The sequence below is a fragment of the Ensifer sp. LBL genome, assembly GCF_050435225.1.
In the GTDB taxonomy this organism is placed as follows: Bacteria; Pseudomonadota; Alphaproteobacteria; order Rhizobiales; family Rhizobiaceae; genus Ensifer.
The window spans coordinates 403,406-429,129 of record NZ_JBNDJY010000002.1 but is presented as its reverse complement, the minus strand read 5'-3'; the positions used below and the strand labels follow the sequence as shown (position 1 = coordinate 429,129).

25 protein-coding genes are annotated in these 25,724 nt (G+C 64.1%); 16 read left to right on the top strand and 9 right to left on the bottom strand.

Translation table 11 applies throughout. The annotated features are described in order from the left end of the window. Window positions 1–52 precede the first annotated feature (52 nt). Window positions 53–1,144, top strand: a complete 1,092-nt coding sequence (locus tag OKW20_RS09210) for a citrate synthase/methylcitrate synthase (protein WP_429172309.1) — start codon at window positions 53–55, stop codon at window positions 1,142–1,144. A gap of 5 nt (window positions 1,145–1,149) precedes the next feature. Here the strand turns inward: OKW20_RS09210 and OKW20_RS09205 are convergent, their stop codons facing one another. Beyond that, window positions 1,150–1,485: a MurR/RpiR family transcriptional regulator gene (locus OKW20_RS09205; protein WP_429171663.1), complete on the bottom strand. Its 336-nt coding sequence runs from the start codon at window positions 1,483–1,485 to the stop codon at window positions 1,150–1,152. 186 nt (window positions 1,486–1,671) lie between these two features. On the opposite strand from OKW20_RS09205, the gene OKW20_RS09200 reads away from it, so the two are divergent. From OKW20_RS09200 to OKW20_RS09155, 10 genes are all read left to right on the top strand, one after another. Then, complete coding sequence (locus OKW20_RS09200; RefSeq protein WP_429115907.1) at window positions 1,672–2,931, top strand: ABC transporter substrate-binding protein; 1,260 nt, start codon at window positions 1,672–1,674, stop codon at window positions 2,929–2,931. Between the two features lie 66 nt (window positions 2,932–2,997). Next, window positions 2,998–3,873 carry a sugar phosphate isomerase/epimerase family protein gene (locus OKW20_RS09195; protein ID WP_429171661.1) on the top strand — a complete coding sequence of 292 codons (876 nt, stop codon included), beginning with the start codon at window positions 2,998–3,000 and terminating at the stop codon, window positions 3,871–3,873. Then, entirely contained in the window at window positions 3,870–4,667 is a 798-nt protein-coding gene (locus OKW20_RS09190) for a 6-phosphogluconolactonase (RefSeq protein WP_429171660.1), read from the top strand. The genes OKW20_RS09195 and OKW20_RS09190 overlap by 4 nt, the downstream gene beginning before the upstream one ends. After that, window positions 4,667–5,593: an ROK family protein gene (locus OKW20_RS09185; protein ID WP_429171658.1), complete on the top strand. Its 927-nt coding sequence runs from the start codon at window positions 4,667–4,669 to the stop codon at window positions 5,591–5,593. The genes OKW20_RS09190 and OKW20_RS09185 overlap by 1 nt, the downstream gene beginning before the upstream one ends. Further along, on the top strand, window positions 5,590–6,663 hold the full coding sequence (locus tag OKW20_RS09180) for an ABC transporter ATP-binding protein (protein ID WP_429171656.1): 1,074 nt from the start codon (window positions 5,590–5,592) through the stop codon (window positions 6,661–6,663). The genes OKW20_RS09185 and OKW20_RS09180 overlap by 4 nt, the downstream gene beginning before the upstream one ends. A 7-nt stretch (window positions 6,664–6,670) precedes the next feature. After that, complete coding sequence (locus OKW20_RS09175; RefSeq protein ID WP_429172307.1) at window positions 6,671–7,576, top strand: carbohydrate ABC transporter permease; 906 nt, start codon at window positions 6,671–6,673, stop codon at window positions 7,574–7,576. Window position 7,577: 1 nt separating this feature from the next. Continuing rightward, a complete protein-coding gene (locus OKW20_RS09170; protein ID WP_052201845.1) occupies window positions 7,578–8,417 on the top strand; it encodes a carbohydrate ABC transporter permease in 840 nt (279 codons plus the stop codon). A gap of 34 nt (window positions 8,418–8,451) precedes the next feature. Continuing rightward, window positions 8,452–9,537 carry a Gfo/Idh/MocA family protein gene (locus tag OKW20_RS09165; protein ID WP_429171654.1) on the top strand — a complete coding sequence of 362 codons (1,086 nt, stop codon included), beginning with the start codon at window positions 8,452–8,454 and terminating at the stop codon, window positions 9,535–9,537. Window positions 9,538–9,571: 34 nt separating this feature from the next. Then, on the top strand, window positions 9,572–10,138 hold the full coding sequence (locus tag OKW20_RS09160) for a TetR/AcrR family transcriptional regulator (protein WP_429171652.1): 567 nt from the start codon (window positions 9,572–9,574) through the stop codon (window positions 10,136–10,138). A gap of 69 nt (window positions 10,139–10,207) precedes the next feature. Further along, on the top strand, window positions 10,208–11,059 hold the full coding sequence (locus OKW20_RS09155; RefSeq protein ID WP_043618750.1) for a cupin domain-containing protein: 852 nt from the start codon (window positions 10,208–10,210) through the stop codon (window positions 11,057–11,059). 100 nt (window positions 11,060–11,159) lie between these two features. Here OKW20_RS09155 and minE read toward each other — a convergent pair whose 3' ends face one another. The 3 genes from minE to minC all read right to left on the bottom strand — a co-directional run bounded on the left by minE (window position 11,160) and on the right by minC (window position 13,106). After that, complete coding sequence (minE, locus tag OKW20_RS09150) at window positions 11,160–11,420, bottom strand: cell division topological specificity factor MinE (protein ID WP_034798387.1); 261 nt, start codon at window positions 11,418–11,420, stop codon at window positions 11,160–11,162. Next, window positions 11,417–12,232, bottom strand: a complete 816-nt coding sequence (gene minD / locus OKW20_RS09145) for a septum site-determining protein MinD (RefSeq protein WP_192450099.1) — start codon at window positions 12,230–12,232, stop codon at window positions 11,417–11,419. Before minD ends, minE begins: the two co-directional genes overlap by 4 nt. Window positions 12,233–12,347: 115 nt before the next feature. Beyond that, window positions 12,348–13,106 carry a septum site-determining protein MinC gene (minC, locus tag OKW20_RS09140; protein WP_429171650.1) on the bottom strand — a complete coding sequence of 253 codons (759 nt, stop codon included), beginning with the start codon at window positions 13,104–13,106 and terminating at the stop codon, window positions 12,348–12,350. Window positions 13,107–13,434: 328 nt separating this feature from the next. Here minC and OKW20_RS09135 point away from each other — a divergent pair, with 328 nt between their 5' ends. From OKW20_RS09135 to OKW20_RS09120, 4 genes are all read left to right on the top strand, one after another. Further along, window positions 13,435–13,620, top strand: coding sequence for a hypothetical protein (locus OKW20_RS09135; protein ID WP_429172305.1), 186 nt, complete (start codon window positions 13,435–13,437; stop codon window positions 13,618–13,620). Between the two features lie 606 nt (window positions 13,621–14,226). Beyond that, window positions 14,227–14,631, top strand: a complete 405-nt coding sequence (locus OKW20_RS09130; protein WP_429171648.1) for a DUF1236 domain-containing protein — start codon at window positions 14,227–14,229, stop codon at window positions 14,629–14,631. 188 nt (window positions 14,632–14,819) lie between these two features. Further along, window positions 14,820–15,215 carry a cupin domain-containing protein gene (locus tag OKW20_RS09125; RefSeq protein ID WP_429171646.1) on the top strand — a complete coding sequence of 132 codons (396 nt, stop codon included), beginning with the start codon at window positions 14,820–14,822 and terminating at the stop codon, window positions 15,213–15,215. 366 nt (window positions 15,216–15,581) lie between these two features. After that, complete coding sequence (locus tag OKW20_RS09120; RefSeq protein ID WP_429171644.1) at window positions 15,582–17,630, top strand: calcium-binding protein; 2,049 nt, start codon at window positions 15,582–15,584, stop codon at window positions 17,628–17,630. A gap of 10 nt (window positions 17,631–17,640) precedes the next feature. On the opposite strand, the gene OKW20_RS09115 is transcribed toward OKW20_RS09120, so the two are convergent. The 3 genes from OKW20_RS09115 to OKW20_RS09105 are packed head-to-tail and all read right to left on the bottom strand — an operon-like array spanning window position 17,641 to window position 20,619. Further along, window positions 17,641–18,363, bottom strand: a complete 723-nt coding sequence (locus OKW20_RS09115; protein WP_429171642.1) for an ABC transporter ATP-binding protein — start codon at window positions 18,361–18,363, stop codon at window positions 17,641–17,643. Further along, window positions 18,360–19,601, bottom strand: a complete 1,242-nt coding sequence (locus tag OKW20_RS09110) for an ABC transporter permease (RefSeq protein ID WP_429171640.1) — start codon at window positions 19,599–19,601, stop codon at window positions 18,360–18,362. Before OKW20_RS09110 ends, OKW20_RS09115 begins: the two co-directional genes overlap by 4 nt. Window positions 19,602–19,608: 7 nt before the next feature. Further along, window positions 19,609–20,619, bottom strand: coding sequence for an efflux RND transporter periplasmic adaptor subunit (locus tag OKW20_RS09105; RefSeq protein ID WP_429171638.1), 1,011 nt, complete (start codon window positions 20,617–20,619; stop codon window positions 19,609–19,611). A gap of 144 nt (window positions 20,620–20,763) precedes the next feature. On the opposite strand from OKW20_RS09105, the gene OKW20_RS09100 reads away from it, so the two are divergent. Continuing rightward, window positions 20,764–21,450, top strand: coding sequence for a TetR/AcrR family transcriptional regulator (locus OKW20_RS09100; RefSeq protein ID WP_429171636.1), 687 nt, complete (start codon window positions 20,764–20,766; stop codon window positions 21,448–21,450). 53 nt (window positions 21,451–21,503) lie between these two features. Here OKW20_RS09100 and OKW20_RS09095 read toward each other — a convergent pair whose 3' ends face one another. Continuing rightward, the gene (locus tag OKW20_RS09095) at window positions 21,504–23,240 is read right to left on the bottom strand and encodes a peptidoglycan D,D-transpeptidase FtsI family protein (protein ID WP_429171634.1); all 1,737 of its coding nucleotides are present in this window, start codon (window positions 23,238–23,240) and stop codon (window positions 21,504–21,506) included. A 1-nt stretch (window position 23,241) separates the two neighbouring features. Beyond that, complete coding sequence (locus OKW20_RS09090) at window positions 23,242–25,701, bottom strand: penicillin-binding protein 1A (protein ID WP_429172303.1); 2,460 nt, start codon at window positions 25,699–25,701, stop codon at window positions 23,242–23,244. Window positions 25,702–25,724: the final 23 nt, after the last annotated feature.

Genomic DNA, 25,724 nt, shown 5'->3' with positions numbered 1-25,724 from the left:
ACGTCAATAGGTCTAGGTCGGATCATTCTCCTCGTAAAGGAGAAACTTGATGATGAAGAACGGACTTGAAGACGTCGTTGCCGCCGAAACGCAGCTCTCCCATGTTGACGGCGAGGCGGGTCAATTGATCATCCGCGGCGTCTCGCTCGATCACCTGGCCGGCCAGGCGAGCTACGAGGATGTCGTGGCGCTGTTGTTCGAGGGGTTGCTGGGGCCGATGCCGGACCGAACCGAACTTGCCAAGCGCCTGGGTGAAAAGCGGGCCGACGTGTTCGCCCATGTCGGCGCCATCGACGATGCGCTGCTGGAACTGCCGCCGGTCGACATCATGCGCGCGCTCATCGCCCGGCTCCCGGATGGGGAGGATCTCGATTCGGCCTTACGTCTGCTCGCCGCGCCGGCCGTCTTCCTGCCGGCGGCGCTGCGCATGAAGAGGGGCGAGGCCCCGGTCGCGCCGACGCCGGCGCTGTCGCACGCGGCCGACATCCTCGCGATGCTCGGCGCCAAGGTGCCGAGCGGCCAAGACGTGGCGGCGCTCGATGCCTATCTGGTGACGATCTCGGACCACGGCCTCAACGCCTCGACCTTCGCCTCGCGCGTGGTCGCCTCCACCAAGGCCGGTCTCACCTCGTCGGTGCTTGCCGCCATCGGCGCTCTCAAGGGGCCGCTCCATGGCGGTGCGCCCGGGCCGGTACTCGACATGCTGGATGCGATCGGAACGCCCGAGAATGCGGAGGCCTGGCTTTCTGAGGCGCTCGACCACGGCGAACGGCTGATGGGCTTCGGCCACCGCGTCTACCGCGTTCGCGATCCCCGCGCCGATGCGCTGAAGGGCGCGCTGAAACGACTGATCGTCGCGCCTCCGGCGAACCGCGATCGCATTCAACTGGCAGAAGCGGTCGAACAATCGGCGCTCGTCATCCTGAAGGCGCGCAAGCCCGATCGCCCGCTCGACGTCAATGTCGAGTTCTATACGGCGCTGCTGCTTGATGCGCTTCACTTCCCGCGCGACGCCTTCACCGGCGTGTTCGCCATCGGTCGCACGGTCGGCTGGATCGCCCATGCCCGCGAGCAGGCGCTGGAAGGCCGCCTTATCCGGCCGCGTTCGCTCTATGTCGGGCCGCTGCCGCAGCAGGCCGCGTGAGTGTTCTACGTTGAGGACGAGACCATCCGCGCATTTCGCAGGTGCTGTTGAAAGAACGCCTTCAGATCGCGGAAGTCATCGAAACCAAGGACGGTCGCAAAACGGGCGACCGTCGTCGGCGAGACGGCGCAGGCGAGCGCGATCGACCGGGCGCTGCCGAATGCCACGAGGTCGGGCTTGGCCAGCGCGAACAGGGCGATCTGTTCGAGCTGGCGCGGAAGTCTGAGCGCTCGGGACGCAAACATCCCCTTCAATTCCATCATGTCGCCGGGGCGCCTTTGCGCCGCGTTCGTTTCGACCTCCGCATATCCATGGCCTATCGGCATGCTGGTGCTCTCCATTCACAATCCTCCTCAACGCGCCTGAGCAGGCGCATCCCCTCGAAAGCAGGCGGATGCGGGCTATTTCCCCACCTGCTGCTCGCCTTCATGATTTTTCACTTTACTGTACCGTCCGGACGGTATAGTAACTCAATCATCGCTGATCGCAACAACACGTTTTCTGGGGAGGAGACGAGAATGCGTTGGATGAAGTGCTTCAAGGCGGCCGCCATGGCCGGCGTCGCTTTTGCCGCCATGCCGGCGGCTGCGGCCGAAGTCTCGATTTTCTGCAGCTCGGCCGGTGCCGAACTCGAGCTTTGCCAGTCGGCCTCCGAGGCCTGGGCCAAGGAAACCGGCAACACCGTCAAGATCAACAAGATGCCCGCCAACTGGGGCGAGGCGCTGCCGCTCTACCAGCAGCTGCTCGCCGGCAAGTCCGGTGACGTCGACGTCCTGACGCTCGACAACATCTGGGTCGGAACGCTGGCGCCGCATCTCGTCGACCTTCGCGAGAAGGTTCCGGCCGATGAGATTTCCGCCCATTTCGAATCCTCGCTCGCCGACGCGACCATTGGTGGCAAGCTTCTGGCGATGCCCTGGTTCGTCGATGCCGGCCTGATGTTCTACCGCAAGGATCTGCTCGAGAAGTACGGTAAGGGCGAGCCGAAGACCTGGCAGGAACTGACCGAAACGGCGAAGTTCGTCCAGGACAAGGAACGCGCCGGCGGCAGCCCCGACATGTGGGGCTATGTCTGGCAGGGCCGTGCCTATGAGGGGCTCACTTGCGACGCGCTCGAATGGGTCGCTTCCTTCGGCGGCGGCAATTTCATCTCGCCTGATGGCACGATCACCGCGAACAATCCCGAGGCCGTCAAGGCGCTCGATCTCGCCCGTTCCTGGATCGGCAACATCAGCCCCGAGGGCGTGCTGAACTATGACGAGGAAGGCTCGCGCGGCGTCTTTGAGGCCGGCAATTCCGTCTTCCACCGCAACTGGAGCTATGTCTGGGGCACGACCCAGGCTGAAGACTCCTCGCTGCGCGGCAAGATCGGCGTCATGGCGCTGCCGGTCGGGGCGGAGGGCCAGAAATCGAGCGGCTGCTACGGCGCGGGCCTGCTCGGCGTTTCCAAATATGCCGACGATGTCGATGCGGCTGTCAGCCTGGTGCGTTACCTCACCGGCGCGAAAGAACAGAAGCGCCGCGCGCTTCAGGCCTATAGCCCGACCTTGAAGGCGCTTTACGAGGACAAGGACATCCTCGCCGCCAATCCGTCGCTGGCCTTTGCCGAAAAGGCCTATGCCGAAAGCGCCTCGCGGCCATCGCAGGTGACCGGCGCTTCCTACAACCGGGTGTCGCAGCGGATATTCAACGGCGTGCACAATGTGCTGAGCGGCAAGGAAAGCGCTGCAGATGCACTCGCCAAGGTCAGCAGCGATCTGGAGCGGCTGAAGGCGCGGGGCTGGTAAGCCCGCCTCGACGATACGGGGTCCGGCATGACGGACCTCGCCACCACAGGATCTGAGGAAACCAACGTGAATATTGCGATCGCACCGTGCTGCTGGGGCATCTATTGGCCCCAGGGGAATGATCTCGGCTGGACGGATTATCTCGACCGCATCCGTGCGGCCGGCTACCGGCACACCGAGCTCGGCCCCTATGGCTACTTCTCCACGGACGCCAAGGTGCTTTCGTCCGAGCTGGCAAGCCGCGACTTAAAGGTCGTCGCGGCCGCCCATGTGCACACGCTTGCCGATGCATCCACCTGGCCGGTGCTTGAGGAAAAGGCGCAGGCGATCTGCAAGCTGCTTTCTGAAATCGGTGGCACGCATTTCATCCTGATGGACGAGTCAGAATTTTACCCGAAAGACCGCATGGGCGTTGTCGACGAGGCCGGCTGGCGCGCGATGATCGACCAGACGGACCGGGCGGCGGCGATCGCCCGCAGCCACGGCCTGCAGTTCAGTTTCCACCCGCATGTCGGCACCTGCGTCGAGCGTGAGGACCAGATCGAGCGGCTGCTTGCCGACACCGATCCCGATCTCGTCGGGCTCTGCCTCGATACCGGCCATCACGCCTATTGGAAGGCCGATCCGATCGCGTTTTATCGGCGCCACCGCGAACGCATCAACTCGGTGCATCTGAAGAACGTCGACGGCGCCTTCCGCGAGCGCGTGCTTTCCGAAGGCATCCATTCGGATCGTGCCTTTGAAGAGGGCATCATGACCGATCTCGACCGTGGCGTCGTCGATATCGCCGCCTTCGTGTCAGCGCTGCGGGAGACCGGTTACGACGGTCCGCTGGTGGTCGAGCAGGATCTGGCGCTGAACCATCCCGATACGCCGGAAACGATCGCCCGACGCAACTTTGACTTCGTCTCGAAGCTCCTCGCGAACGGGGCCGGCGCATGAAGGTCGAGATCCACGATACGCCGGCGGCCATCGGCGAGCGTCTTGCGGACCGGATCATTGCCGGTATCCGGGAAGCGAGTGCTGCAGGCCGCAACTACGTTCTCGGTTGCCCCGGCGGCCGCAGTCCGTTGCCGGTCTATGAGGCGCTCGGACGCCGTCTTGCTGGCGACCCCGTCGATTGCGCGCGGCTGATCATCGTCATGATGGACGAGTATCTCCGTCCCGCAGAAGGTGGCAGTTTCGCTCCGCCGCCGGCTGAGGCGCATTACTCCTGCCGCGGCTTCGGGGAACGTGAGATCGTCGGCCGCATCAATGCGGCGCTGCCGGAAAACTTCCGCATTCCGTCCGAGAACTTCTGGCTGCCGGATATTGCGGCACCTGGCGGCTACGATCAGCGCATCGCCGCCGCTGGCGGTATCGATCTCTTCCTGCTTGCCTCCGGCGCCGGCGATGGACACATCGCCTTCAACCCGCCGGGCTCTGCCCGCGACAGCCGCACCCGCATCGTCACCCTTGCCGAGCAGACGCGGCGCGACAATCTCGCGACCTTCCCGGATTTCTCAGGCATCGACGACGTACCTTCACATGGGGTGACGATCGGTATCGGCTCGATCGCCGAACAGTCGAAGGCCGTCGCGATGATCGTCTGGGGTCAGGGTAAACGCCACGCCTTCTATCGCCTGACGAGCGCCCGCGCTTACGACCCGAGCTGGCCGGCGACCATCGCCGTCGAATGCCGGGGCGCCGAACTCTACGCCGATGCGGACGCCGCCGGCGAATGGGGAGCGCGGTGATGGGCCAGCATGCCATCGGCATCGATGTCGGAGGAACGAAGACCAAGGCCTGCCTTGTGCGTCTGGCCGACGGCGCTGTGATCGCCGAGCGCACCGAGCCGACCCGCTGCCAGGAGGGCGGTGCCGCCGTGCTGGACCTGGTGGCCTCGCTTGCCGAGACCATTCGCCATGAAGGCGAAGCGCTTGGTGTCGAGACGACAGGTCTCGGCGTCTGCCTGCCGGAACTGGTGACCGGCGCGGGCGAACCCGCTTCCGCCTGGAACTTCGACTGGCGCGGCCTCGACTATCACGGCCGTCTCGGCGGTTTCGGGCCGCTGCATATCGATAGCGACGTGCGTGCCGCCGCCTTCGCCGAGGGCTGGATTGGCGCCGGTCGCGGTATCGATCCCTTCGTCTACGTGACCATCTCGACCGGGCTTTCGCATTCGCTGGTGATCGGCGGCGTGCCCTATGCGGGCGCCCGCGGTTTTGCGATCCATTTCTCCGGCAGCGATCTCGTCGCCTTCTCGGGCGAAGGGCAGGACCAGGCGGTTCGCCACAACCTCGAGCTTTTTGCGAGCGGCAAGGCGCTCGGCGAGCGTTACGGCCGGTTGATCGGCCGACCGGACGCAAGCGCGCTGCAACTCTTTGAGGCCGAAGCGGAAGACCCGCAGGCGGCACAGATGGTGGCCGACGGTCTTCTGTCGCTCGCGTCCTATCTCGGCCAGCTCGTCAATACGCTCGATCCGGCCGTGCTCATCCTCGGCGGCGGCATCGGCGGCGACCCGTCGGTCAATGCGCGGCTTGCTGCGCTGACGCGGCCGTTCATCTGGGCCGACGGCGCGCGCGACATGCCGATCGTTCCGAGCCTCCTCGGTGATGCGGCCTGCGCCATCGGCGTGGCCGCGCTTGCAAACAGGACTGCCAACCAGACGGTGCGCCAATGAGTGGAATTGCCCTTACCAATGTCGTCAAGCGTTTCGGTGCGCTGACCGTGATCGACAAGGTCAACCTTTCGGTCGCAGAAGGCGAGTTCGTTGTCTTCGTCGGTCCCTCGGGATGCGGGAAGTCGACGCTGCTGCGCATGATCGCCGGGCTCGAGGAAATCTCGGACGGCGAGTTGCAGATCGGCGGCGCGCGCATGAACGAGACGGCGCCGGCGCGCCGCGGCATCGCCATGGTGTTCCAGTCCTACGCGCTCTATCCGCACATGAGCGTCGAGCGCAATCTCGGTTTCGCGCTGGAAACCGCGCGGCTCGCCGGCGGCGAAATCAAGGAGCGCGTGGCGAAGGTTGCCCGGTTCCTCAAGATCGAACATCTGCTCGCGCGTCGGCCGGCCCAGCTATCCGGCGGCCAGCAGCAGCGCGTCGCCATCGGCCGTGCGCTTGTGCGCTCGCAGAAGCTGTTCCTGTTCGACGAGCCGCTCTCCAATCTCGATGCCGATCTGCGCATGGAGATGCGGGTCGAGATCGCCCGCATTCACCGCGAGCTCAAGGCCACCACCGTCTACGTCACCCACGACCAGCTGGAAGCGATGACGCTGGCGGATCGCATCGTCGTCTTGAAGGACGGCCGTATCTCGCAGGTCGGCACGCCGATGGAGCTTTACGAGCGCCCGGCCAACAAGTTCGTCGCCAGCTTCATCGGCGCGCCGCGCATGAATTTTCTCAGCGGGACGCTCGCCAATGACGCGGGCGGAAGCCGCCTCGAGGTGCTCGACGCCCGCCATGGGCTTGGGCACTTCGGCTACGAGGGCGAGGTCAGCGTCGGCATCCGGCCGGAAGACCTGATCCTCGGCGGCGGCGACGTCCGCCTGCCCGCGACCGTGCAGCTTGTCGAGCCGCTCGGTGGCGAGGCGCTCGTTCACGCGCGCCTTGGCAACGGCCAGTCGCTGGTCGTCAAGGCACAGGGCAAACCCGATCTCAGGCCGAATGCCGACATCACCGTCGGCTGGCTGACGTCGAAGGCGCATATTTTCGGTGCCGACGACATGGCGCTCTCGGCCAAGGGAGCGTGAGGCCATGATGGCGGGTTCACGATCAACAGGACTGCGGCAGGCGCGCGTTCGTACCGCCTGGCTGTTTCTCGCGCCAAGCCTGCTTGTCCTCACCGGCGTGGCGCTCTGGCCGCTCGGCCGCACCTTCCTCTTTTCCTTTACCGACGCCCTGCTCACCGAGCCGGACTTCTACAGCTACGTCGGCTTCGACAACTACTATGCGCTGTTCGAGGATCCGCTCTGGTGGCAGTCGGTCCGCAACACGCTTTATTTCACGGTCATTTCCGTGTCGATCGAGACCGTGCTCGGCCTAACGATCGCGCTGCTCCTGAATTCCCATATCGCCGGGCGCGGCATGATGCGGGCGATCATCCTGATCCCCTGGTCGATCCCGGTCGTCGTCAGCGCGCGCATGTGGCAATGGATGCTGCACGACCAGTTCGGCATCGTGAACCACGTGCTGAAGCTTGCCGGCGTGATTGAAAGTGGGGTCGCCTGGACTGCCAATTCGGCGCTGGTGATGCCCGTGATCATCGCGGTCGACGTCTGGATCACCACGCCCTTCATGGTGCTCCTGATCCTTGCGGGACTGTCGATGCTGCCGCGCGGCATCTATGAGGCCGCCTCGATCGATGGCGTGCCGGCATGGAAGCAGTTCACCTCGCTGACGCTGCCGCTGCTTGCCCCGAGCATCGCCGTCGCCGTGCTCTTCCGCCTGCTGGACGCGCTGCGCATGTTCGACCTGAGCTACGTGCTCTCCTCCAACAGTGACGACACCAAAACGGTCTCGATCTATGCCCGAGAAGTGCTCGTCAATTTCCAGGACATGGGTGTCGGCTCGGCCGCCAGCACCGCCGTCTTTCTGATGATCGCGCTGGTGACCGCCATCTACGTCACCGTCTTCCGTCTCGATCGCCGCCTCATGGGAGTTTGACATGGTCAGGAGCAACACCGGCAAACGCCTGCATAAGATCGCGATCTACTCCCTCTTCGGCATCGTCGCGCTCTACACGCTGTTTCCGTTCTACTGGATGATCGCCTCGTCGATGAAGTCGGGCCAGGCGATCTTCGACGTCACCTTCTTGCCCGACCTGAAGTTCAACAACTACGCGGCGATCCTATCGGACGGCGTGTTCCTGCGTTCGCTGCTCAATTCGTTGATCGTCGCCTTCTCGGTCGTGGCACTGTCGTTGCTGCTGGCTGTCGGCGCGGCCTATGCGCTCGGCCGCATCGATTTCCGCGGCCGCTCGCCGATCATGCTGCTGGTGCTCGCGGTATCGATGTTCCCGCAGATCGCGCTGCTCTCCGGCCTGTTCGAGATGATCCGCTGGCTCGGGCTCTACAATACGATCGGCTCGCTGATCTTCGCCTATATGATCTTCACGCTGCCCTTCAACATCTGGGTGCTGACGACCTTCATGCGCGACCTGCCGAAGCAGATCGAGGAGGCGGCGATCATGGACGGCTGCTCGCCGCTGCGTATCGTCAGGTGCATCTTCCTGCCGATGATGGGGCCGGCGCTCATCTCGACCGGGCTGCTTGCCTTCATCGCGTCGTGGAACGAGTTCATGTTCGCGCTGACCTTCATCCTCACCGACGAGAACCGCACCGTGCCGGTGGCGATCGCGCTGATCTCCGGGTCGAGCCGCTACGAATTCCCCTATGGGGCGATCATGGCCGCCTCGACCATCGTCACGGTGCCGCTGATCATTCTCGCGCTGATATTCCAGAAACATATCGTCTCCGGCCTGACGGCCGGCGCGGTCAAGGGTTGAAATGGCCTCCACTCGAGGCAGAAAGGGTACTCACATGCGTGTCGTTCGTGTTGGTTTGATCGGGCTTGGCGAAGTCAGCCAGCTCATGCATCTGCCGATCCTGGCCGATCATCGCCATCTGTTCGAAATCGCCGGCGTCTATGACGTCTCGCCGAGCCTGACGGCCTATTGCTCGGCCCGTTATCCGGGCGCAAAGAAATATGAGACGGCGGAAGCGCTCGTCTCTGCGCCTGACATCGATGCCGTCTTCATCCTGACGCCGGACCAGACGCACAGCTTCTATCTGGAGATGGCGCTGAAGGCGGAGAAGCACGTTTTCCTGGAAAAGCCCGCCTGCCTGACGCTCGGCGAAATCGACGCGGTCGCGCCGCTGGCGGACGCCACCGACCGGCTGCTCTTCGTTGCCTATATGCGCCGCTATTCGCCGAGCTTCCTGCGCGCCAAGGCGATGATGCCGGCTGCGAGCGACGTGCGTTATGTCCGCGTCCGCGACATCATCTGCGAGGGCCCGTTCTTCATTCGACAGACCCGCAACATCTTCTATCCAACGGACCTCGACGCCGCGTTCCTGGCCGAATCCCGCGCGCAGACGACGGCGCTTCTGAAACAGGTAGTCGGCGAGGATGCGCCCGCCGATCTGATGCGCGCCTATCAGGTGCTCACCGGGCTTTCGTCGCACAGCCTCTCGGCGATGCACGAACTGATCGGCCTGCCGAAGCGGGTGATCGCCGCCCATCACAAATGCAACGGCGAATCCATTGTCGCGCTGTTCGACTACGGTCACTTCACCGCGATCTACGAGGCGATGATCGACAACGTCGCCCGCTTCGATGCCCGCATCGAGGTGCTGTCCGATCGCCGCCAGCTGCGCGTCAGCTACGACACGCCCTATATCCGCAACCTGCCGACCGCGCTCGAAGTGATCGACAGCACCGATACCGAGACCGAAACGCGCACTTTCGGCCCTGATTACACCGATCCCTTCGCCCTGGAGCTGCGGGCCTTCCACGACCATCTTGTCAATGGCACGAAGCCGAAGACGACACTCTCGGATTCGCGTCAGGATCTGGCGCTGATGGCCGAGATCGTCGGTCGCCTGCGCGAGAGTTCGGGGCTATAGCAGGACACGTTTCACACACTAGAGTTGTATCGACATGGCAAAACGCGAAACCGCACGTGACCGCATTCTCACCGCCGCCGAAGCGATCGTCGTCGGCAAGGGCGTGTCATCCCTCACCTTCGACGAAGTGGCGGAACAGACCGGCCTCAGCAAGGGCGGCATTCTCTACCACTTCGCCAGCAAAGACGCGCTGGTGCGGGCAATGGTCGAGCGTTTCGTCTACCGTTTCGAGACCGGTCTCTCCGGCCTCGAAACCGAGGACGAGGACCCGCATGGCCGCTACACCCGCGCCTATGTGCGCGCCACGCTCGGCGAGGCCACCAGCACCGGGGATCAGTACGACCGCCTGGGTGCCAGCATCACCGCGGCACTGTCGAACTTCCCCGACCTTCTTGAGATCGTGCGCCAGCAGAATATCCGCTGCCAAGCGTCCGTCGAAAACGACGGCCTCGATCCGGTCGAAGCGACGATCACGCGACTGGCGGTCGAGGGCATGTGGCTGGCGGAGGTCTTCAACGTCATGCACCTCGACTCCGAGATGAAGCGCGCCGTCACCGCCCGGCTTTTGGAGCGGACGCACGCCCAAGCACCGCCGAAATAGCGCGCGTCCCGCGCTGACATTCCCCCGCATCGGCGCGCCGCTTCGCGCCCAGAACCAAGGAGTTTTCCGATGGGATACAAGCCGTCTCCCCGTCCCGTTTTCGATCGTCCCAGCCACATCCCCTATGCCGGCGTCACGCGGCATCTGTGGGGCGAGGAAAATGCCGGTCTCGTTGACGACTGGATCTATGCCTCGACGGACAGCATCCACCAGATCGTCTTCGGCATGCAGCCCGGCGGCTGCTTCAAGCACACGGAAGCCTTCCGCACGATCTTCGGGGCGGACGAGGTTCTCTACGTGCTCTCCGGCACGCTCGGTCTCGCCAATCCCGAGACGGGTGAATTCTGCATCGCAAAGGAAGGCGAGGCGCTGTTTTTCCGCAAGGATACCTGGCACCACGGCTTCAACCTCGGCAACGAGCAGGTCCGCGTGCTGGAATTCTTCGCGCCGCCGCCGGCCAAGGGTACGTCAGGCCCCTATGCGCGTACCAAGCCCTATATCGAGATCGAGCAATCGCGTTACGGCCAGAGCGAGTTCATCGGTCGCTGGCCGATGGAGGCCGAAGCGCAGCGCAAGGCCAGGACAATCCATCCGATGCGCGATGCCGATCTGCTCCTGAGCCTCGATCGACAAACGCAGGGCGCCTATACCGGCCTCTACTGCGCGACCGACCAGTTGACCGTCGGCAAGACGACGCTGCTTTCGGGCAAACGCACCGGCATGGAGCGCCACAAGGGTGACGAATGCCTCTACGTGGTGTCGGGCACCCTGAACATCCACGTGCCGGATGCCGAGGGCCAGGTCTGGTTCGAGCTCAACCCGCGCGACGGCTTCTACATTCCGGCGGGTTTCGACCACCAGTATTTCAACATGACCGGCGACAAGGTGGAATTCGTCTTCGGCGTGGCGCCGGAGTACTGATCTGAAATAAAAAATACGGCAGTACCCGCTGGATACTGCCGTATCTGAAAACAGGAAGTCGTCCGAGAGGAACGTTGCTTCCGAAATCCGTCGGCGGCCCTTAGGCCGCCTTTTTTGCGTCGAAGGGGATCTCGATGTCGACGGCGAGCGTCGAGACCTGCGGGCCGCGCTCCATTGTCACACGGACCTTGTCGTCGTCGATCTGCATGTGCTTGGAGATCGCCTGGAGGATCTCGTCGCGCAGTTTGGTGACGAGATCGCTATCGCCGGCTGATGCGCGCTCATGGGCGAGCAGCACCTGCAGCCGTTCGCGGGCGGCCGGCGCTGACTGGGTGCGGGAGAAGAAACGGAAAAGGTTCATGCCGCTTTCCTTCCGAAAATCTTGCCGAGGAAGCTGCGCTTCTCGCCGGGGATGGTGATCGGCAGGGCTTCGCCCTTGAGCCGGCGCGCAGCGTCGAAGTACGCAAGTGCCGGCGCGCAACGGTTGTCCGCGAGCGTAACGGGCGAACCGACGTTGGAGGCGCGCAGCACGTCGGCGCTTTCCGGGATGATGCCCATCAGCGGGATCGACAGGATTTCCAAGACGTCGTCGACCTTCAGCATGTCGCCGCGCTCGGCGCGGATCGGGTCGTAGCGGGTGAGCAGCAGGTGCTTTTCCATGCGCTCGCCGTTTTCGGCCTTGAGGGTCTTGGAATCGAGCAGGCCGATGATGCGGTCGGAATCGCGCACCGACGAGACTTCCGGGTTGGTGACGACGATCGCGATGTCGGCATGGCGCATGGCCAGCGTCGCGCCGCGCTCGATGCCGGCGGGGCTGTCGCAGATGACCCAGTCGAAGGCGCTCTGAAGGGCGGCGATGACCTTCTCGACACCTTCCGGCGTCAGGTTGTCCTTGTCGCGGGTCTGGGAGGCCGGCAGCAGATAGAGCGTTTCCAGGCGCTTGTCGCGGATCAGCGCCTGCGACAGCTTGGCCTCGCCCTGGATCACGTTGACCAGGTCATAGACGACGCGGCGTTCCGCGCCCATGACGAGGTCGAGATTGCGCAGACCGACGTCGAAGTCGACGACGACGACCTTCTCGCCATTCTGAGCGAGTGCGGCGCCCAGTGCGGCGCTGGACGTCGTCTTGCCGACGCCGCCCTTGCCCGATGTAACTACGACTACCTTGCCCATACGTCTCTCCAAGTATCTGTGAATTCGCCTTCGCCTACGTCCTCGTGACCCCGGCCGAATCGACCTGAATCACCAGATGCGGATGGCCAGCATCCACACCCTTCCTTGCCTCGGCCTAACCGAGCGTTCCCGCCTTCAGCTCTTCGCCGTCGAGCCAGATCTGCACGGCCTTGCCGCGCAGGTTCTGCTCCATGTCGTCGGCCGTCTTGTAGAAGCCGTCGATCGCAATCAGTTCCGCTTCGAGCTTGCGGCAGAAGATCCGCGCCGAGGCATTGCCCGTGGTGCCGGCCATCGCCCGGCCGCGCAACGCGCCGTAAATGTGGATCGAGCCGCCGGCGACGACTTCGGCGCCCGAGGCGACCGAGCCGATGATCGTCACGTCGCCTTCGGGGAAGAACAGCGACTGGCCCGAGCGTACCGGCTGGGTGACCACGATCGACGGTGTCGCCTTGGCGGCAACCGGTTCTGCCGTGATCACCGTTTCCGCGCCTGCTTCGGCTTCCGCTTCCGGCGCCTCGGTCTTTTCGGCCTGTTCCGCCATCTTGGCTTCGTAGTCCGCCGCCGGGCGACCGTCGGTCATCGCGGGCGGAAGGTCGGCGCCGAGCAGAGACTGGCGCGCACCTTCGATGCCCATGATGCGCACATTGCGCTTGCCGAGCTGGTCGACGAGTTCGCGCAGTTGCGTCCGGTCGATATCAAGGCCATCGACGTCGAGCACCACCGGGCGCCGCAGGAAGAAACCTGCGGAGCGGGAGGCGAGATGGTCGAGGCGGGTGAGCCAATCCTCGAGCGGAAGCTCGGGGGTCAGCGCTAGCGCAAGGAAGGATCGCCCCTTGAGGCGGATCGGCCGGGATTCGGTTAACACATCGTTCATCTTGGTAAATTTTCCGTTGCTTCGGTGTATCGATCAAATGGTTAACAAATGGTTAATTCGGCAATGCGAAGGTTAATGAGGCGGCCTTGAGGACCGGTCGCCGAACGCTGGAAAACAAGGAAAATCGGGCGGCGGAGAAAGCCGCTCTTTTGCCGATCGTCGCTCTGGTTTCGGCCGATCAGACCCGGCGCCCGGCGCGGGGAGACGCAGAAAGCGTCGATGAGGCAAGAGCGATTCGTCCGGCCCCCTAAGGGGTATTGACATTGGAACGCTAAAATTAGAACATAACAAGAACAAAGCGGAGGTTCCCATGAATCGGATGGAGACCATGACCCACACGGAAGAAGTGATCGAACGCGCCATGGCCGCCGTTGCGGCCGCCCGAAAGAAGCGGGAACGCGAGGCCGAATGGCGCAAGCGCACCTTTGGCCGCATCGACATGGCGCCGCCGTTGCCGCGGCTGAAGCGTGGCGGTGTCCAGCTTTCGCTTCGGCTCGACGGTGGCGCACGCTGACTACAGAGCCTTCCGCTTCTGGCCCGGTGGCTGGATGACGTACGAAGCGAGCCAAAGCTTCGAGAGGAATGAACATGAGGCATCGTCGAAGCATCGACCTGATGCCGCGCGAAGACGCCGCCGATTACGGGGCGACCCTGGAACTCTTGCCGGAATGGTATGTGCTCGTGGCGAAATGCGGGAACTGCCGGCACCAGGGGCGGATCGATCGCCGGCTTGTTGCAAACAGGCGCGGATGGGGCGTCTCTCTCAATTCCATCGGCCCGGCATTGAAATGCGTACGCTGTGGCAACAGGGAAGGGAACAAACTGCTCCTTGGCCGGTTGCCTCGGGACTGATGGGTCGGCGTGGGCAGAAAGCCTGGCAGGGCAAATGTGTTGCCTTGAGCGCCCGAAGTGCATTCTTATCCGGTTGGAAATGAATCATCATTATTTATAGTATAGAATCGGAATTTATCGATAGGTTGCGCGGTTTACTGACTTTTAAGCCGATAATGGTTTGATTGTTAACGAAAGTTATCAAGCGTGATGCGCTGAAAACGGCGTGAATTCGGAACAATTTATTATTCCTTTCGTTGATGTCGTGATCGAACGAAAGGATGAGATCATGAAGAATATTGTAATCGCCGCGGCTGTTGTTTCTTTGGTGGCAGGATCCGCATTTGCTGAGGATGCCAACCAGAAGGCTGGTACGGCCGCAGGTATCGTTGGCGGCGCGACGGCGGGTGCCGTTGTCGGTGGGCCGATCGGTGCCGGCGTAGGCGCCGTGGTCGGTGGCGCGCTCGGTGGAGCGCTGACGCCGCCGCCGCCGGAAGTCATCACCTATGTCGAACAGCAGCCCGCGCCGCCTTCGGTGGTGGTTCAGGAGGAGGTGGTGATCGGTAAACCCATCCCGCAGGCCGTCGTCCTGACGCCCGTACCGGACAATCCGCGCTACGCCTATGCGGTCGTCAATGAGCACCGCGTGATCGTCGAGCCGCAGTCGAGGACGGTCGTCCAGGTCATCAACTGATCGTAGGCGGCTTTCACACCCTAGTCTCTGAAGAAGGGGCGGCGCTCCGCGCCGCCCCTTCCTTTTGCCCAGCTATCGGCAAGGCGGCGCATCAGGCGCCCTTGAGCGCTCCGTACCGCGGGATCGGTCGTGTCGATTGGCTCAAGCTGATAAACTTCAGATTGGATTTCATCGGCGGGGAGCACGTCATGGGAGCTATCGCGCATGAAGACTGGCCGATCGAGACGTGGCGCCCGGGCGTCGAGACCCGCATGCTGATCTCCGCGCTCAACGGCGCTTCCGGATTGTGCCTGTTCGAACAATGGATCGCGCCCGGCGCCGGCGCGCCCACCCATAGCCATCCTGTCGAAGAAGTGCTGACGGTGGTCGCGGGGAAGGCGGAAATGTGGATCGACGACGAACGCTTCCTTCTCACCGCCCATCAATCGCTGATCGTGCCGAAACGACGTCGGCACGGCTTTGCCAATGTCGGCGGCGAAACGCTCCACATTCGCGCCGTGCTCGCATCCGCGGCCTTCGAGGCGAGCTTCGACGGTGCCGCGCAAGCGACGAGGCGCTGGGCAAGCGCATCGATGCGGGGATAGCGTAGGCCGCAACCGCGTCAGGCCGCCACCTCCCAGTGGGCGCGCTGCGCCATCACTCCTCTTAAGCGCGGGCAAAATTCGGCGTGTCCGCAAACGAGCGGCTCTCACGGTTCGTGGCTTGGGTTCTGTCTTTTCCGAAAGCTCGCGCCCGGGACTCGCGGCAAGGCCATGGCAGTTGTCCGGCAACGCGACGGCGATGAAAATATACGCGCGAAATATCTAATATAAATCTCGAATTATATTGCCGTTATTTCAAGTATTTATTTTGGTATTGCTTTACTTGTTTATATACATACAGTCCATGGCGACGAATTAACATTCATACAGCAAAGTATTTTCGAAAATCGTTTGAAGGGGAGTGATCGCATGGCGAGGATCGTAGGTTCCTATGGGAGCGACGTTTTGAAGGGGACCGGGGAAAGCGACCGAATCTGGGGGCTGTTCGGCGCCGACACGATCGATGGCGGCGCTGGTGATGATTTCGTCAGCGGCGGCGGCGGGCGTGATACCCTCATCAGCTCGAGTGGCTACGATCGCCTCGACGGCGGCGCCGACGACGACCAGATCGTGCTCAACGGGACGGGTGGCGCGGTCACCGGAGGGGCCGGCTATGACGGTCTCGTGGTCGATTTCTCGCAGACCTCCGAGAAGATGGTGTTCAACGGCGCGGCCGGCCACGGTTATGTCGGCGATCCCACGGTCGCCGGGCGTCACGTCTTCTTCCACGATATCGAGTGGCTGCGGGTGCTTGCCGGCAGTGGCGACGACCGGATCACCGGTACCGCCTCGGGCGACAACATCTCGACCGGCGCCGGCAACGATGTCGTCTACGCCGGTGGCGGAAACGATCTCATCACCAACAGCGGCGGTCACGACCGTCTCGATGGCGGCGCGGGCAACGACCGCTTCGTTCTCATCGGTACCGGCAGCACCGTTTCCGGCGGCAGCGGCACCGATACGCTGGCCATTGATCTCGTCGCCGCCAAATCCCCCGTCGTCTTCAACCTGGAAAACGGCCACGGCATCATCGGTTACCAGACAGCGGGCGAGCGGCACATCTTCGTCACCTATGACGGCATCGAAAAGATCGAAGTGACGACGGGAAGCGGCAACGACCGGATCCTCGGGAGTAGCCTTTCCGATGTCATCCAGACTGCCGGCGGCAACGACTTCGTCGATGCGGGTGCCGGCGACGATACGATCATTGACGGGCTCGGCGCCAATCGTCTGTTTGGCGGCGACGGCCGCGACCAGATTACCTCGACGCTCTATTCGGCGGAAATCGACGGTGGGGCGGGCCAGGATTGGCTATGGATCAAGGAAACACAGCGCACGAGCGACCTGACGATCGACTTTTCCGCCGGACGCGCCTCGACCGGCACGGTCATTAGCGGCATCGAGGAGGCGAGCCTCATGCTCGGCAGCGGCAACGACCGGGTCATCGCCGGCGATCTGAACTATCTCGTGGTCGAGGCCGGTGCTGGAAACGATCATCTCGAAGGCGGCGCCGGGGCGGATGCGCTTTATGGCGAAGACGGCAGCGATTACATTCACGGGGGTGCTGGAAACGACACGATCGTCACCGGCGCTGGCGACGACGTGGCCTATGGCGGCGACGGAAGCGACACGCTTGCCAATACCGGCGGCAGCGACGTGCTCGATGGCGGGGCCGGAGACGACTGGCTGCAGGACACCTTTCCCGGCAGCGGCAGCCTCGGCGTCGCGTCGATCCTGCGTGGCGGCGCGGGCAACGATACGATCAATGCCCGCTACCTCGGCGAGGTCGATGGCGGCGAGGGCCGGGATCTCCTGAACCTAAACTATGGCGGCCTGCCGGAGGCGATGGACTTCGACGCGGCACGGGGTGTCACCCATACCGGCCTGACCTTCACCGGTATCGAATATTTCAACGTCTCGAGCGGGGGCTACGACGATGTGCTGCGCGGCGGTGACGACAACGACACCTTCTATTCTTCGAGCGGCAACGACATCCTCGACGGGCGCGGCGGCGACGACAGGCTTAGCGGGGCGTCGGAAAACGACCAACTTTTCGGTGGCGACGGGGCGGATTTCCTCGATGGCGGCTCCGAGAACGATCTGTTGAGCGGCGGCAACGGCAGCGATGTGTTGACGGGTGGTCGCGGCGCCGACACATTTTCCTGGTCGTCGGAAACCTCCGGCGAGGCAGGCCTCGACCGCATTCTCGATTTCGATGGTCGGCAGGGTGACCGCATCGCCTTTTCCGACGAGGCCCAGGACACGACGGGTATTCACAGCTATGCCGATTTCCTGGCCGCGGCGCGCGATACGGCCGATGGCGTGTTCGTCTCCTTCAATGGCTCGGAAACCGAAGGCATTCTGATCGAGGATGTCTCGCTCTCGGTGCTCTCGGAGAGCGATCTCGTCTTCGGTTGAGGCCGCGTCGTCAGACCGCCGGAGCCGCACCTTCGTCTTTGGGTGCGGCATCGTCGGCCTCCGTGGTCAGGCGCCCATCGATGAGGTGAAGGCGCCGGTCCATGCGCGCGGCCATGTCCAGGTCATGGGTGACCGCGACCACGGTCTTGCCCTCTTCGCGCACCAGCGTTTCCAGGATCCGGAAGACCTGCTCCGAGCTCTTGCTGTCGAGGCTGCCGGTCGGTTCGTCGGCGAGGATCAGCGGCGGATCGTTGGCGAGCGCACGGGCGACCGCGACGCGTTGGCGCTGGCCGCCCGAAAGCTGGTCGGGCCGCTTGTCCAGGTGATCGGCAAGCCCGAGCGCGACAAGCAACTCGCCTGCCTTCTCGCGCATCTCGCTCCGGCCAAGGCGACCGAGCTTGCGCATCGGGATCTCGACGTTCTCGCGGGCGGTAAATTCCGGCAGCAGGAAGTGAAACTGGAAGACGAAGCCGATATTGGCGAGCCGCGTGGCGGCCCGTTCGTCCTCGTCCATCTGCGCCGTATCGCGACCGCGGATCGAAAGTGTGCCGCCCGTCGGCCGGTCGAGCAGGCCGAGCAGATAGAGAAGCGACGATTTGCCGGAACCGGAGGGGCCGGTGATGGCGACGAATTCCCGCTCGCCGATGCTCAAGGTGATGTCCTTCACCAGCGTGACCGGTACGGTCTCCCTCAGGATCCGCGTCAGATCCCTTGTTTCGATCAGCGTGCTCATGTCGCGCCCCGGATGATGTCGACGGGATTGGCGCGGGCGGCGCGCCGGGCCGGCAGGTAGCCGGCAACCGCTGCCGATCCGAGCGCGAAGGTGGCGGCGATCAGATAGTGCAGCCTGCTCCAGGCGATCGGCAGCCGGGTCATTTCCTGGCCAGTGGCCGCGAGTTCGAAACGGACGAGCGAGAGCGCGTAGATCATTGCGAAACCGAACGCCCAGCCGAGAAGCGTACCGGCTGTAGCGATGGCCACGCCTTCCAGCACGAAGAGGATGCGCATGTCGGCCTCGGTGAAGCCGAGCGACTTCATGATGGCGATGTCGCGCGCTTTTTCGTGCGTGATCGTCGAGATGATGTTGAAGATGCCGAAGCCGGCGACCAGCATGATCGCGGCGACCACCGTGTACATGATGGCGTTGCGCACCACGAGCGCCTCAAGGATGGACTCGTTGGCTTCTTGCCAGGCAACGGCCTTGTAGCCAAGCTCCGCCTCGATGCGCCGCGCGACCGCCGGGGCGGCGTTCGGATCGTCGAGCTTGATGTTGACCACGTTGATCGCGTTCGGCCGGGCCGAGAGGATCTGCGCGTTTTTCTGCAGCACATAGGCCTCGCCCTCGTCGCGGGCGGTCGTTCCGGTGTGGAAGAGGCCGACGATCTTGAAGCGGCGGCTGAGCCCTTCCGAAGAGACGGCGGTGATCGTGTCGCCGAGCTTGGCGCCGAGCCGGGTGGCCATGGTATCGCCGATCACCACATTGTTGCCGCCGGCGGTAAGGGCTGCGAAGCTGCCCGCCTTGAAGTCTCCGATGATCGGCGAGACCCGCGGCTCCGCCTGCGGATCGATGCCGATGACGGCGGCGCCCACCTCCTGGCCGGAATAGCGAAGCACGCCCTGCGCCTTGAGGGTGGCGGCAAAGCGGCCGGGAACCCAGCCGTCGAGCCAGGATAGGGCTGCCGTCGGGTTGATGATGCCGCGGCGGTCGTCGCGTGGTCTCAGGCCGGAAATGGCGGCGGCATCGAAAAGGCCTTCCGCCGGCTGGCGGCGCGCCGTGCGCTGCTCGTCGGTCACCTGCACATGCGGCATGGTGTCGACGAGCTGGCGGACGAAGTCGTCCTGGCCGCCCTGCATCAGCGCCGCCATGGCGATGGAGAAGCCGACGCCGACGGCCACACCCAGCATCGCGACGATCGTCTGCCGGCCCCGACCGGAGATGTGCGTCAGTGCGATGTCGAGGATGAGGCGCATGGCGGGCTCATTTCTCCGGCAAAGGGGTGACTTTCACCCGCGTACCGTCGGCAAGACCGGTCGGGAAGGGTGAAACGACAAGCGCGTCGTCTTCGAGGCCGGAGAGGATCTCGACGCCGCCGCCGCCGCGGATGCCTGTTTTCAGCTCACGGATCCGGGCGCGGTTGCCGTCGATCACGGCGGCCTTCGTTCCCTCCAGCGCCACGGTCGGGATGATCAAGGCGCCATTGGCGACCCGCACGATGATGTTGACGTCGGTCGACATGCCGATCCGAAGTGGCGTGTCGTCGGGCAGTCGAAAGCGCACGCGATAGGTCTTCGTTACCGGGTCCCCCTTCGGCGTGATGCTGTCGACCGTCGCTTCCAGCTTGCGATCGGGGAAGGCGTCCGACCGCAGCAGCGCCTCCTGGCCGACTTCGACGCGTGGGATATCCTCTTCGTTGACGTCGGCGGTCACGATCAGGGGCTTCGGCTCTCCGACCCAGAACAGCACGGTGCCGAGATCCGCGACCTCGCCGATCTCGCCGTCCTGCCGGAGCACCTGTCCGGCGCTCGGTGCGCGCAGCACATAGGTCGCGAGCCGCGCCTGGCGGCCGGCAACGAGTGCTTCGAGCTGGCCGAGTTCGCTGCGCGCCCGGTCGACTTCCTGTTCGCTGATGGTGCTGCGTTCGGCAAGCGCGAGTTTGCGCCGGTATTCCTCCTGCGCCAGCGTCAGCCGCGCCTGCAGTTCGCCGAGTGCCGCCCGTGCCTCGGTATCGTCGAGACGGGCGAGCACGTCGCCCTTGGCGACACGCTGGCCCTCGCAATTGCACTGCTCGACGATGCGCTCGGCGACAGTCGGCGTGACTTTTGCCCAGGTGCGCGGCTCCACCACGCCATCGGCATAGATGATCTCCGCCGCATCGCCGCGGTTCGGCGAAATGACGGAGACGGGAACCGGGCGAAGAAAATACCAGGCGCCTACCGCACCGATGGCAACGACAACGGCCGCTCCGATTGCATAACGAGTGAGCCGCACGAGACGCTCCTTGAACGCTTCCTATCCGTTCTGTATAAATAGACCGACGGTCGGTTTGTTTCAAGGCCATCCACTTCCTCGACCTTCGGCAGCATCGTGGACCGCGCCGCAAACCCGTGCTAAGCCGCCCTTCTGGGAGCGCTCATGGTCAGAACGAAGAAATCGCCGGAAGTTCGATCGAACGAGTTGATCGATTGCGCCGAGCGTCTGTTCTTCCTGCACGGTTATGAGAACACGACGGTCAACGACGTCATCCGCGAGGCCAATGTCTCCAAGGGCGCCTTCTACCATTATTTCGTCTCGAAGGAGGCGCTGCTGGAGGCGGTCGCGACCCGCCTGGCTGAGCGGAACCTGAAGGAATTGCAGCCGCTTTTCGAGGATCCGTCGCTTGACGCGGTCGGACAGTTGAATGCGCTTTTCGCCGGCTCGCGGCGGCTGAAGCTCGACATGGCGCCGCAGCTGAAGAACAGCTTCAACGCCCTCTTCAAGCCCGAAAATGTGGCGCTTTATCATCGTATCGACGAGGCGCTGATGGCCGTCAGCGTCCCGCTGGTCGCCGAGATGCTGCGGCGTGGGCACGCGGACGGAACGCTCGATGCGCCCGATCCGGAAGCCTCCGCCCTGATGCTGCTGCAACTGCGGCTGAGTGTCGCCAAGGTGATGCACAAGGCCTTGCAGCGGCAGGAGGCCGGCGACCTCGACGGCGCTGCCGCGATGCTCGACGGCTGGATGCGAACCTACGGCACTGCCATCGAGCGCTTTCTGAAGCTTCCCGACGGGACGATCGAAGTCACCGAACCGGGTTTCGCCCGTGCCTTTCTGGAGGCGTAGCGAGTCGTTCGGCGATCGGCCACCCCGTCATTGCGGCCCAACGTCGACGGCGATCAAAGCGCTCCGTCGATCGCGCCGCTATTGCGTTCGCCGATGCCCGACGATGACGGAAAAAGCTGGGAGCCAAAGGCGCCCTGGCTGCTGATCTCGGGGAAGCTGACGTCGGCGATTTCGAAATCGGGCATGAGCGCAAGCATCGGCAAGATCCGTTCGAATACCGCGCCGCCGAGCGGTGCTGCATTCCAGCCGGAGGTGCGGAAGCCATAGGTCTCCTTCAGACCCTTGGGCTCGTCGAGCAAGGTGAGAAGCAGATAGCGCGGATTGTCGACGGGAACGACGCCCATGAAGGATGTGATGTTCAGTTCCTTCGAGTAGCGCCCACCAACCACCTTTTCGGCCGTGCCGGTCTTGCCGCCGATGAAGTAGCCTTTGACCTCCGCCCTCTTGGCCGAGCCGGTCTTGGCGTTGAGCCGCAGCAGATAGCGCAGCGCCTCGCCGGTCTCCGGCTTGATCAGATCGCGCGCGATAATGCGTTCGTCGAGCGCCGCGCCCTTGATCAGCGTCGGCCTTATGAGACGCCCGCCGTTGACCAGCGCCGCGACCGCGATGCTCGCCTGCAGTGGCGTCACGGCGATGCCGTGACCGTAGGACGCGGTGGCCGTGTCGATCTCGCCCCAGCGCCGCGGCAATTGCGGATGGGCGCTTTCCGGCAGTTCCGTCGTCAGCCGCGACATCTGCCCGAAGCGCGTCAGGAATGCCCGCAGGTTTTCTGGGCCGACCGCGATCGCCATCTTCGCCATCGAGATGTTCGAGGAATAGATGAAGGCTTCCGGCACCGTCAGCGGTCGATGCTGGCCGCGGTAGTCGTTGATGCGGAAGCGGCCGAAGGCAAGCGGCTTGCTGGCGTCGACGACGGAGCGAAGCGTGAACTGGCCGGAATCGAGCGCCATGGCCGTCGTTAGTGCCTTGAAGGTCGAGCCCATTTCGAAGGTGGCGGCGGCGATGCGGTTGATGCGGTCGGGCTTCAGCGCATCGACAGGCAGGTTCGGGTCGAAATCCGGGTAAGAAACGAGCGCCAGGATCTCGCCATTGGTGACGTCGAGCACCAGCCCGGCGCCGGCCTTGGCGCTGAACTTGGCGATCGCCTTGCGCAGCTCGACCTCAAGCGCGTGCTGGATGCGAATATCGAGCGTCGTGCTGACCGGCTCGAGATTGCGATGGGAGAGATCCATGCCGCTTTGGCGCAGCACCTCCAGCCCCTGACCTTCGATCCAGCGCTCGATCCCGGCGATGCCGATATTGTCGATATCGACCGCGCCAAGCACATGGGCGGCAAGCGTCCCGTTGGGATAGAAGCGCTGCTTCTCGCGCTGGAACCCGATCGCCGGAAGGCCGGCGTTCCAGACTGCCTGCTCTTCGGCGGGCGTCACCTGGCGCTTGATCCAGGCAAAGGCCGCACCGCTCTTCAGGCGTCGATAGAGGTCGCGCCCGTCGAGATCAGGAAAGATCTCGGTCAGTTTCTCGACCGCCTCGTCGACATCGACGATCAGCCGAGGCTCGGCATAGAGCCCGGAACTCGGAACGTCGATCGCCAGCAGATTGCCGTTGCGGTCAAAGATCGAGGGGCGGCCAAGCGATGGCGGCGGCGGTATGTAGCCGGTGCGCTCGTAGTCGGCGACACCCAGCTGGACAAGCCGCGCGAGCATGAGGCCGAAGACGAGCGCGAAGGCGCCGATGACGAGGAGAAGGCGACCGCGGGGATCCGGCCGGGGCTGAACCTTGCGTGCCATCTCAATAAAGTCCGCTGCTGTTGGTGAGAAGCTTCTCGCGCTGTTCGGGCGTAAGGTCCGCATCGACTGTTGCCGATGTGCTCGCCGTTTCGAAACCGTCGATGACCGGGCAGCCGTTGGCGCAGGGCGCGGTGCCCGGCTTGAAGGATTCGAGAATGGCACCGGGGGTGCCTGCCGGCACCGGCTGGCCGCTTCTCCGGTCGATCGCCTCGACCGTCATGCCCGTTGGCGCGTGGAAATCGGCCGCCGGCCGCCCGGCAAGCGCCACCTTCATGAAGTCGATGAAGATGGGTGCGGCAAGGCCACCGCCGGTTTCGCCATAGCCCATCGGCTTCGGCGTGTCGTAGCCGAGGAAGACCCCGGTGACGACATTAGGCGTGTAGCCGACAAACCAGACGTCCTTCTCGTCATTGGTGGTGCCGGTCTTGCCGGCGATCGGCACGCCGAGCGCGCCGACGTTTCGGGCGGTGCCACGCTCGACAACGCCGCGCAGCATCGAGGTCACCTGATAGGCGGTCATCGGATCGAGTACGTAGTCGCGGTCGTCCACGGGCACGGGCTCTTGCTGGGCGGTCCAGTCGGAGGCGGTGCAATCGTCGCATTTGCGCTGGTCGTGGCGAAAGATCGTGCGGCCGTAACGATCCTGGATGCGATCGACCATCGACGGCGTGACGGCCTTGCCGCCGTTGGCGATGACGGCATAGGCCGAGACCAGCCTGAGCAGCGTCGTCTCGCCGGCGCCGAGCGACATCGGCAGGTAAGGCTTCAGCTCGTCATAGATGCCGAAACGCTTGCCATAGTCGGCGACCAGGTCCATGCCGAGATGGCGCGCAAGACGCACGGTCATCAGGTTGCGGCTGTTTTCGAGCCCGACGCGCAGCGTCGAGGGACCGCTGAAGCGCCTGTCGTAATTCTTCGGCTTCCACATCCGCCCGGCGCCATCGGCAAGGGCGATCGGCGCATCCATCACCAGCGTCGTCGGCGCATAGCCGTTGTCGAGGGCAGCGGCATAGACGAAGGGCTTGAACGACGAGCCCGGCTGGCGATAGGCCTGGGTCGCGCGGTTGAATTCCGACTGGGCATAGGAAAAACCACCGGCAACTGCGAGCACCCGGCCGGTGTTCGGGTCCATCGAGACGAGCGCGCCCTGCACGAGCGGCGGCTGCCGAAGCGCATAGCCGTCGCCCACCTTTTCGACATAGACGACGTCGCCGGGCGCAAGAACCCCGTCCGGTCCCGCGGCGCAGCCCCGCTTTGTCTTGGCCGAGCGGCAGAGCGCCCAGGCCATGCCGGGTCGGCCAAGGCGGATCGTCTCGTCGGTGCCAAGTGCCCCGCTTCGTACCGCAGCCGGAGGTCTTAGCCCGATCTCTGCTCCATCTTTGTCGGTCGCCAGCACCACGCCGAGGCGCCATTCCGGCACGTCGGCAAGCGGCTGCAGCTTGGCGAGTGCCGGTGCCCAGTTTCCGGTCGAGGGCAGCCGGGTGACGGGGCCGCGGTAACCCTTCGCCTGGTCATAGGCGACGAGGCCCTTGCGCAGTGCCGCCATGGCCGCCGCCTGCAATCGCGGATCGAGTGTCGTTCGTACCGAGAAGCCGGCCGTATAAAGGGCGGCCTCGCCATACCGGGCATTGAGCTGGCGGCGGACGTCCTCGGTGAAATAGTCGGAACTCGCGACCGCGGGCGATTGCTGGCGTTGCCTGACGCCGAGGGGGGTGGCGGATGCCTTGGCGGCGGCGGCAGCGTCGATGACACCGTTCTGCCGCATCTGGTCGATCACCCAGTTGCGCCGGCCCATGGCCCGCTCCGCCTGCCGGTCCGGGTCGTAATTGTTGGGCGCCTTCGGCAGGGCTGCGAGGAAGGCGGCCTCCGCGACTGAAAGCTCGCTGACCGGCTTGTCGAAATAGGTGAGTGCTGCCTGCGCGACGCCATAGGCACCGCGCCCAAGATAGATGTCGTTGAGATAGAGTTCGAGGATGCGGTCCTTGGAATAGGTCTGGTCGATCCGAAGCGAAAGGATCGCCTCACGCAGCTTGCGCTCCACCGTGCGGTCCGACGTCAGCAGGAAATTCTTGGCGATCTGCTGCGTGATCGTCGAGCCGCCGATCATGCGCCGACCGGAGCCGTAGTTGGCGAGGTTGGCGAGCAGCGCCGTGCCGATGCTCGCGACGTCGATGCCGGGATGGGTGTAGAAGTTCTTGTCCTCGGCGGAGAGGAATGCCTGGCGCACGCGCGCGGGGATGGTGGCGATGGGCAGGAACAGCCGGCGCTCCCGCGCGAGTTCCGCGACCATCGTGCCGTCGGCGGCATAGAGACGACTGGTCACCGCCGGCTCCCAATTGGCGAGCGTGCGGTGATCGGGCAGGTGCCGCGTCAGGGCTGCGACGAGCGCGGCGGAAGCGAGCGCGACGACGACAGTAAGGTTGAGGCATGTGCCGAGCAGATTTGCGACGAACTTCATAATGCGCAGAGCGGACCTTCAAGGCG

What these genes read in the sequence shown, in the direction of transcription:
- OKW20_RS09210 (WP_429172309.1), top strand. Translation starts at nt 53, where the DNA reads ATGAAGAACGGACTTGAAGACGTCGTTGCCGCCGAAACGCAGCTCTCC.
- OKW20_RS09205 (WP_429171663.1), bottom strand. Translation starts at nt 1,485, where the DNA reads ATGGAGAGCACCAGCATGCCGATAGGCCATGGATATGCGGAGGTCGAA.
- OKW20_RS09200 (WP_429115907.1), top strand. Translation starts at nt 1,672, where the DNA reads ATGAAGTGCTTCAAGGCGGCCGCCATGGCCGGCGTCGCTTTTGCCGCC.
- OKW20_RS09190 (WP_429171660.1), top strand. Translation starts at nt 3,870, where the DNA reads ATGAAGGTCGAGATCCACGATACGCCGGCGGCCATCGGCGAGCGTCTT.
- OKW20_RS09185 (WP_429171658.1), top strand. Translation starts at nt 4,667, where the DNA reads ATGGGCCAGCATGCCATCGGCATCGATGTCGGAGGAACGAAGACCAAG.
- OKW20_RS09180 (WP_429171656.1), top strand. Translation starts at nt 5,590, where the DNA reads ATGAGTGGAATTGCCCTTACCAATGTCGTCAAGCGTTTCGGTGCGCTG.
- OKW20_RS09175 (WP_429172307.1), top strand. Translation starts at nt 6,671, where the DNA reads ATGGCGGGTTCACGATCAACAGGACTGCGGCAGGCGCGCGTTCGTACC.
- OKW20_RS09170 (WP_052201845.1), top strand. Translation starts at nt 7,578, where the DNA reads ATGGTCAGGAGCAACACCGGCAAACGCCTGCATAAGATCGCGATCTAC.
- OKW20_RS09165 (WP_429171654.1), top strand. Translation starts at nt 8,452, where the DNA reads ATGCGTGTCGTTCGTGTTGGTTTGATCGGGCTTGGCGAAGTCAGCCAG.
- OKW20_RS09160 (WP_429171652.1), top strand. Translation starts at nt 9,572, where the DNA reads ATGGCAAAACGCGAAACCGCACGTGACCGCATTCTCACCGCCGCCGAA.
- OKW20_RS09155 (WP_043618750.1), top strand. Translation starts at nt 10,208, where the DNA reads ATGGGATACAAGCCGTCTCCCCGTCCCGTTTTCGATCGTCCCAGCCAC.
- minE (WP_034798387.1), bottom strand. Translation starts at nt 11,420, where the DNA reads ATGAACCTTTTCCGTTTCTTCTCCCGCACCCAGTCAGCGCCGGCCGCC.
- minD (WP_192450099.1), bottom strand. Translation starts at nt 12,232, where the DNA reads ATGGGCAAGGTAGTCGTAGTTACATCGGGCAAGGGCGGCGTCGGCAAG.
- minC (WP_429171650.1), bottom strand. Translation starts at nt 13,106, where the DNA reads ATGAACGATGTGTTAACCGAATCCCGGCCGATCCGCCTCAAGGGGCGA.
- OKW20_RS09135 (WP_429172305.1), top strand. Translation starts at nt 13,435, where the DNA reads ATGACCCACACGGAAGAAGTGATCGAACGCGCCATGGCCGCCGTTGCG.
- OKW20_RS09130 (WP_429171648.1), top strand. Translation starts at nt 14,227, where the DNA reads ATGAAGAATATTGTAATCGCCGCGGCTGTTGTTTCTTTGGTGGCAGGA.
- OKW20_RS09125 (WP_429171646.1), top strand. Translation starts at nt 14,820, where the DNA reads ATGGGAGCTATCGCGCATGAAGACTGGCCGATCGAGACGTGGCGCCCG.
- OKW20_RS09120 (WP_429171644.1), top strand. Translation starts at nt 15,582, where the DNA reads ATGGCGAGGATCGTAGGTTCCTATGGGAGCGACGTTTTGAAGGGGACC.
- OKW20_RS09115 (WP_429171642.1), bottom strand. Translation starts at nt 18,363, where the DNA reads ATGAGCACGCTGATCGAAACAAGGGATCTGACGCGGATCCTGAGGGAG.
- OKW20_RS09110 (WP_429171640.1), bottom strand. Translation starts at nt 19,601, where the DNA reads ATGCGCCTCATCCTCGACATCGCACTGACGCACATCTCCGGTCGGGGC.
- OKW20_RS09100 (WP_429171636.1), top strand. Translation starts at nt 20,764, where the DNA reads ATGGTCAGAACGAAGAAATCGCCGGAAGTTCGATCGAACGAGTTGATC.
- OKW20_RS09095 (WP_429171634.1), bottom strand. Translation starts at nt 23,240, where the DNA reads ATGGCACGCAAGGTTCAGCCCCGGCCGGATCCCCGCGGTCGCCTTCTC.